Annotated in this window: 4 protein-coding genes; 1 reads left to right on the forward strand and 3 read right to left on the reverse strand. The window is 57.6% G+C overall.

The features are described from left to right. Positions 1 to 22: 22 nt before the first annotated feature. On the reverse strand, positions 23 to 2,398 hold the full coding sequence (lptD, locus tag HNR62_RS13070; protein WP_204796530.1) for an LPS assembly protein LptD: 2,376 nt from the start codon (positions 2,396 to 2,398) through the stop codon (positions 23 to 25). 252 nt (positions 2,399 to 2,650) lie between these two features. Here lptD and djlA point away from each other — a divergent pair, with 252 nt between their 5' ends. Continuing rightward, the gene (djlA, locus tag HNR62_RS13075) at positions 2,651 to 3,484 is read left to right on the forward strand and encodes a co-chaperone DjlA (protein WP_204796531.1); all 834 of its coding nucleotides are present in this window, start codon (positions 2,651 to 2,653) and stop codon (positions 3,482 to 3,484) included. Positions 3,485 to 3,615: 131 nt separating this feature from the next. Here djlA and HNR62_RS13080 read toward each other — a convergent pair whose 3' ends face one another. Both HNR62_RS13080 and rapA read right to left on the reverse strand, forming a co-directional pair. Continuing rightward, positions 3,616 to 4,275 carry an RluA family pseudouridine synthase gene (locus tag HNR62_RS13080; RefSeq protein ID WP_204796537.1) on the reverse strand — a complete coding sequence of 220 codons (660 nt, stop codon included), beginning with the start codon at positions 4,273 to 4,275 and terminating at the stop codon, positions 3,616 to 3,618. Positions 4,276 to 4,293: 18 nt separating this feature from the next. After that, a complete protein-coding gene (gene rapA, locus HNR62_RS13085) occupies positions 4,294 to 7,167 on the reverse strand; it encodes an RNA polymerase-associated protein RapA (RefSeq protein ID WP_204796532.1) in 2,874 nt (957 codons plus the stop codon). Between the last annotated feature and the right edge of the window lie 408 nt (positions 7,168 to 7,575).

Raw genomic sequence — 7,575 nt, forward strand, 5'->3', positions numbered from 1 at the left:
ACAAATCCTGTGCGCAATGAAATCAGTTATTGAGATTAAAGGGACGATAATATGGCAGCAATTTGGTGCCGGGGGAGAATTCGCCGCTGCCGGTACCAAACGAGCTGAAGCCTTTCAGTTCGAAGCGCAGCCCGATCAGTGTCTCCTGCAGGGTTTCGTTCGGATTGATCAGCTTGTCCTCTTTTTGCGATTGTTGCCACACCAGGCTGACGGCCCAGCAACAGGAGTCGTAACGCAACCCTATCAGAGTATCGATATTGCGATTGAGTTCAATATCCCGGTAATGGCCGCCGATCAGCCGCCATTGCGGATCCAGCGGCCAGGAGAAGGTGCCGCCCAGCTGGTTGAGATCGTTCCCCTGGAGGCTGGCATCCGTAAAATAGGTCTGGTTCAGATGACGAAAGCCAAGCTGGGCCAGCTTGCCCTCGCTGTTGTATTCCAGGGTGACATTACCGGCGGCGAGTCGGTTGTTGCGGGTATCCTGCTGGGCTTCGGTATGTACAAACCAGTTGCCGTCCAGATTGAGGTCCCCCTCGAAGGTCAGGAAAGAGCGATTGGTTTCGTCCAGTTGTTCGCCGGGATAGAGCTTGACCCTGGGGGGCGTGAAGTTATACGTCTGGGCCAGGGCCAGGCGTAACCGTTCGACGCTGTCTGCATCGTAGATACGGCTGGTGAAGCCGGCGGTCAGTTGATTGGCGTCACTGATCCGGTCCAGGCCGGCAAAGCGGCGATCGCTGAACAGGCTGTAGTAGTCCTGGCGCATATCGGTGGTGTCGTACAGGCCGATATTGTCCTGTTCTTCGAAGGGAACATACAGATACTGCAACTGCGGTTCCAGCGTCTGGGTGAAGTCCTGCTCGAACCAGCGGGTGTCCCGGTCGAACACCAGGGTGCCGTTGAGACGCAGACGCGGCAGCAAGCGATCGACGCTGGAGTCCAGGCTGTCGGTGGTGAAGCCCAGTCCGTCCTCGGTCTGATTGCCATAGTAAGCAGAGAGGGTATCGGGAATATCCTGCTCGTAGTGGGTGTAATAGGCACCCACATCGGCGGTGAGCTTTGCCCCCGGCCGATTGACGACGGAATACACCAGCTTGGGCTCCGCATGAAAACGGGTCGCCTGGTAGACATTGTCGTTGTCGTTGTTGAACCGGGTCAGCTCTGAGTCCAAGCCCAGATCGAAATCACCAAAGCCGCGGTAACTGGTCAGCGCCAGGCTGGGGGTCAGTTGGAAGGGCTGAGTCGCCAGATCGGATCTGAGAATCTGGTAATCCCGCACTTCGGTGGTCAGCTGCCAGTGTCGGTCATAATAACCGCCATTGAGTGACTGCATCAGCTGGTTATCGACCCTTTGTCCGACCGGCGGCGAAAAATCGTCGAAATAGGCAATATCCCAGCCCGCGACCTTGGTGTAGTCGATGTTACCACGCCAGTGACCTTCGCTATCGAAGCGGGCGTTGTGGCGCCAGTGGAACAACCAGCGCGCCTTGTCCCGCCATTCGGTGTCAGCCAGTTGATCGTCGTTCGACAGGTATTCGCCATAAAGGGTGCCGCTTTGCCCTTCCACCGGCAGATAGCGGAACTCGAGCTGGCCCAGGGTGCCGCGTTTACTCATGTAACGGGGCGTCAGGGTGGCATCGTAGTTGGGGGCAATATTCCAGTAATAGGGGACACTGATGTCGTTGCCGTTTGTCCCGCCAAGCTCGATGGTGGGGTAAAGAAAACCGCTCTGCCGCTCATCCTTGACCGGAAACTTGATGTAGGGAAAGTAGAACACCGGCACATCACCCAGCCAGAGCACCGCATTCCAGGCTTCCCCGAACACTTGATCCTGCTCGACCTGTACCGAGCTGGCCTTGAGCTGCCAGACTTCCTCGCCCGGCGGACAGGTGGTGTAGCTGGCGCTCCTGAAATCCACCTGATTGGTGTTGTCGCTCAGCTGCACCTGCCTCGCCCGGCCACGACCGGGCTCGCCATGAAACTGGTAACGGGCCTCGTCCAGCTCGGTATCCTTGGTGGTGAGGTTACCCGTCAGCCGTCGGTCGCTGTCTACGCTGATGGTGCCGTCGGTGAAATGAATATTGCCTTCGGCCAGCACATCGCGGCTAAGCTGCTCCAGCTCGACGTAATCGGCACTGAACCGGCGTTGATCCTGCTCTACCTGTACATCACCACGATAGAGGATTTTGCCGTCACGAGTGGCATTCAGCACCTCGGCGGTGACGGTAATGGGCGCGTTGGGATCTCCTTGAGTGGCGTCGACCCGTAACGGAACATGGCTGAAACAGCGGCTGAAATTAAGAGGGGGGCGGGACTCTTCTGCGGCGGTCACCGCCGTTGTCTGAGCCTGGGTCAGGCCCGAGATGAGCAGCAGGGGAAAGCCGATAATCCGTATTCTCATGGGTTGATGCTCGCATTCCTGGTGTGGCGACACCGCCCTCGGAGGCTGGTTGAGCTTTTGGTGTCATTACTTTATGGTAACGGGCTATGATAAAGCATTCTTGTGGCCAGCACTATGGCCCTGCTTTAGCTTCATTTTTCATCCAGGATCCCGTTCATGAGGTTAGTTGTTCCCCATTGGTCCCCGCTTCCGATGTGCCTTTGCGTTGCCTTTCGGCAAGGTGTTCATATGAATGCCTCGGAGGTACAATAAATGTTGGCACATATCAAAGGTAAATTGATCGGTTTTTTGTTCGGGCTGCTAATCGGTAGTCTTCCGGGCGCCCTGCTGGGGTTATGGCTCGGGCATCTGGTCGACAAAAAACTGGCCAACGCCTGGCTGTTCAACAAGGGCGCTCAGGCCGAGTTCCTCTATACCACCTTTGCCACCATGGGCCATGTGGCCAAGTCCAGCGGTCAGGTATCGAGTGAGGAAATTCGACTGGCAGAGCAGCTGATGACCCAGATGCGGTTGCAGGGCGAACAACGGGTTCAGGCCCAGAACGCCTTTCGCGAGGGTAAAAGCGCCGATTTTCCGTTAACCGAGACCCTGCGCCGTTTTCGGGCGCGAGTCAAAGACAGCCGTAACCTGCTGCGTTTCTTTATGGAAGTGCAGTTGCAGCTGGCCTTCGCCGATGGCCATTTGCACCCGGCCGAACGTCGCCTGTTGTTGACCATTGCCGCCGAACTGGGTTTTTCCGAGGCCGAGCTGGAACAATTGCTGGCCTTTGCCGAAGCCCAGCTGCATGGTTTTCGGTATGGTCATGGTCATGGTCATGGTCATGGGTATGGGCATGGGCATGGCGCCGGTGGCCACACGCCACCACCGGCAGAGCGCTTGCGTGATGCCTACCGTATTCTCGAGGTGGAAGAAGGGGCCAACGACAGCATGGTGAAACGCGCCTATCGTCGGCAGATGTCCAAGCATCACCCCGACAAGCTGGCGGCCCAGGGCCTGCCCAAGGAAATGATGGACATGGCCAAGGAAAAGGCGCAGGACATTCAGCAAGCCTGGGAAACCATCAAGGCGGTGCGGAAGATCCGTTGAAAGCAGGGATTGGGGAGCAGGGATTCGTTACTTCCCAGTCCCTAATCCCTAATCCCTAATCCCTAATCCCTAATCCCCGCATTTTACACCAGCCGGTTCTGTTCCCGCCCGCCATCCTGTGTTCATGCACCCTATTCCATATTGAAGGGGGCAGGGGCGGTGAAGCTCAGCCATTCCTTGCTTCTGGGGTGACGAAACTCCAGTTCGGCGGCATGCAGCTGTAAATGCGGTGCCATCTCCAGGGCTTCCCCTTCGGCGTAGAGGTTATCGCCCAAAATAACATGGCCCAGGCTTTTCATGTGCACCCGTAACTGATGAGAGCGACCTGTGATCGGCGTCAGCTTGATAAGGCTGCGGTCTTCCAGCCGGCGCAGGCAGCGCCAGTGGGTGAGCGCGGGCTTGCCGTTTTCATGATCCACCATGTGCCGTGGCCGATTGGGCCAGTCGCAACACAGCGGCAGATCTATGCTGCCCGCACTTTGTTTGGGATTGCCATACACCCAGGCGTAATAGCACTTGGCGGTTTCACGTTCACGAAACTGCCGACTCAGCTCTCGGTGTGCCTTGGGGTGCAATGCCATTACAATCACCCCCGAGGTCGCCATATCCAGCCGGTGCACTACCTGAACAGTGGGATAAACGCGCGCCACCCGGTAAGACAAGCTGTCGTGATGAACAGGATCCCGGCCGGGTACGCTGAGCAGGCCACTCGGCTTGTTCAGCACTATCAGGCTGTCGTCCTGATACAGCACTTCAAACAGGGGATCCGTCGGTGGATCGTAACGCAGCAGAACCATGATGCTATTTCCTTATTGGTGGCTGACGACGATATACCGAATCGCGTCCAGTTTTAAGCGGGTATGGCTGAGCAGGCTATCCAGCTCATCCTGCAGCTCCTGTACATGAGTGATTTCACTCTCCCGTACGTTGGGGTTGACCCTGGCCAGCTGTTGCAGGCGTTGTAACTCCTGTCCGATAGACTCGTGCATCCGCCCCCGGGCCTGTTCGACCAGGGCATGCATCTGTTGCTCTGCCACCGGCTGTGCCTGTTGCAGCAGATGATGAATGATGGTCTGGGAGGCGTTCACCAGCTTGCTGGCCAGGTGACGGTTGACCGGGCTGAGCTGCCTGTCGAATGACTCGAAGCTGACCTTGTCCGCCAGATCGTTGCCATTCTTGTCGAGTAACAGGCGGATGGGGGCGGGCGGCAGAAAACGATACAGCTGGGCATGATGAGCCGACTCGGCCACGAAGATTAGCTCCAGGAACTGGGTGCCGACCGGCAGCGCCTTGTTCTTGAGAATGGCCACCGAGGTGGTGCCGATTTCCGAACCCAGCACCAGGTCGATACCGCCACGGATCATCGGATGATCCCAGCTCAGCAGGTGCAGGTCGTCCCGGCTCAGGGCCGTGTCCCGGTCGAAGGTGATGCTGGCGCCGTCTTCCGGCAGACCGGGAAAGCTAGGGATCAGCATCTGCTCGGTAGGCCGCAGCACGATGGCGTTTTCACCCCGATCGTCCTGATGCACGCCCACTTCATCAAACAGCTTGATGGCGAAGATGGCCAGGGTCGGGTCTTCGTCGCTCTCGGTTAACTCTGCGACCAGATCCCGGTCGAGAATAACGCCGCTGGAGTTCAGTTCCAGCAGGCGATCCCGGCCCTGCTCCATCTGGCTGTTGAGTTCCTGGGCGAGGGCTCGGGTATCGGCAATCAGCTGCTCCAGCGCCGCTTCGTCCTGGCCGTGCTCGGCCAGCAGCGCCAACAGCCGCTCGCCGACCTGCTGATAGACCGGCTGGCCGACCGCATTGGGCTTGCTGAAGGCATCCATTCCCTGGTGATACCAGAGGGTCAACGCCTGCTGGGCCGTGCCTTCCAGATAAGGCACATGAATATCGATATTGTGCTGCTGACCGATACGGTCGAGGCGACCGATACGCTGTTCCAGTAGATCCGGGTTGAGCGGCAAGTCGAACAGCACCAGCTGATGCGAGAACTGGAAGTTGCGGCCTTCCGAGCCGATTTCCGAGCAGATCATCACCTGGGCGCCGCCTTCCTGCTGGGCAAAGTAGGCGGCCGCCTTGTCCCGCTCCAGCAATGACATGCCTTCGTGAAAGACGGTGCCGCGAATGCCTTCTTTAACCCGCAGCACTTCTTCCAGCGCCAGGGCGACACCGGCCTTGGCGGTGATGATCAGGATCTTGTCGTTGCGTCTGGCTTTGGTGTATTCCAGCAGCCACTCGACCCGACTGTCGAACTGGGTCCAGGCACTGTCGCCACCTTCAAACTGGCGATAAATCTCTTCCGGATACAGGGCCTGCAAGGCCTGACTGGCATCATCCTGCCGGCTGCCCATCATGCCTGCCACGCGGATGGCGGTTTTGTACTGGCTGGGCAGGGGCAGAGGATGCAACTGCAGCTGACGGGCGGGAAAGCCCTTGATCGCCTGACGGGTATTGCGGAACAGCAGGCGACCGGTGCCGTGCCGGTCGAGCAGTTGAGTCAGCAACTGCCGACGGGCGGCCGGATCGGTCAGGCAACTGTCATCCTGGCCATCCATAAAGGGAGCCAGGCGGGCTTTTGCCGTTTCATCGAGCGGGGCGTCGGAGAGCAGGGCTTCCGCCGCCGCGGCCAGCGGCTGATATTCTTCTTCTTCGGCCAGAAAGGCGTTGTAATCATAGAAGCGCTCGGGATCGAGCAGCCGCAGCCGGGCAAAGTGACTCTCGTGACCCTGCTGATCCGGCGTGGCGGTCAGCAGCAAGACGCCGGCGGTATCTTCGGCCAGCGCTTCCACTACTTCATAGGCACGACTGGGCTGCTCGGCATCCCACATCAGGTGATGGGCTTCATCTACTACCAGCAAGTCCCAGTCACTTTCATGCAACTGCTCGAAGCGCTTGCGCTTCTTGGTAATGAAGTCGAGGCTGCACAGCACCAGCTGTTCGGTATCGAAGGGGTTGGCGGCATCGGCAAAGGCCTCGACACAGCGCTCTTCGTCGAACAGGGCGAAATGCAGGTTAAAGCGGCGCATCATTTCAATCAGCCACTGATGGATCAGCGCATCGGGCACCAGAATAAGAATGCGGCTGGCCCGACCCGACAGCCATTGCTGCTGAATGATCATGCCGGCCTCGATGGTTTTACCCAGGCCAACCTCATCTGCCAGCAAGACGCGGGGGGCATAACGGCTGCCGACTTCCTTGGCGATATGCAGTTGATGCGGGATCAGGCTGACCTTACCGCTGGCCAGGCCGCGCAAGGGCGAACGACGCTGGTTGAATTGGTGCATCAGCGCCTGATAGCGCAGGTTATAGCGGCCTATCTTATCAATCTGGCCGGCGAACAGGCGTTCCTGAGGCTTGTTCAGCTTGATAAAGTGGTTGAGAAAGGTTTCCCTCAGGCTGGCAGGCTCACCGGTATCCAGACGAGTGCCGTGGTAGGTTAACAGACCCTTGTCTTCTGTGACGGAAGCGACTTCAAGCTCCCAGTCTTCGTGGCTGCTGATGCTATCGCCGGGGTTGAACATGACCCGGGTAATAGGCGCATCGTCCTTGGCATACATGCGGTTTTCACCACAGGCAGGAAATAGCATGGTCACCATACGCACATCGATAGCGACGATGGCGCCCAGTCCCAGATCGGTTTCTGTATCACTAATCCAACGTTGGCCGAGGGAAAAAGGCATTCAATTCTCCAAGCTGAAGAGGGGGAATAAAAAAGGGGCGCTATCTTACCCCAAGCCCACAAAGGGCGCATCCGCCAAAGCGGTCTCGATAAGCCAGTCCATAAGACAGTCCATAAGAATAGAAGCGAGAAAGACATCTATATAGGCAGAAAAGCGGTAAAAGAAAGCGGATTGTTCAATAGGTGAGCGAACGGTTTTTTTTGTCAAAAAAGCCCTTGCGCAAAATCGGGCGCTCCCTATAATGCGCATCCACTGACACGGGGCAAGCCGCTCACGGTCACAAGGGTTCGAAACGAACGAAATAAAGTTTGATTCAACGCTTGACGAAACATGATGGAGTGCGTAGATTACGCATCCCTGACCTGAACAAGGTCAACGCTCTTTAACAATTTATCAAGCAAACTGTGT

This window comes from Oceanisphaera litoralis, assembly GCF_016907015.1.
Lineage (GTDB): Bacteria > Pseudomonadota > Gammaproteobacteria > Enterobacterales > Aeromonadaceae > Oceanimonas > Oceanimonas litoralis.

Coding starts and splice junctions, on each gene's coding strand:
- djlA (WP_204796531.1), top strand. CDS start 2,651: ATGTTGGCACATATCAAAGGTAAATTGATCGGTTTTTTGTTCGGGCTG.
- lptD (WP_204796530.1), bottom strand. CDS start 2,398: ATGAGAATACGGATTATCGGCTTTCCCCTGCTGCTCATCTCGGGCCTG.
- rapA (WP_204796532.1), bottom strand. CDS start 7,167: ATGCCTTTTTCCCTCGGCCAACGTTGGATTAGTGATACAGAAACCGAT.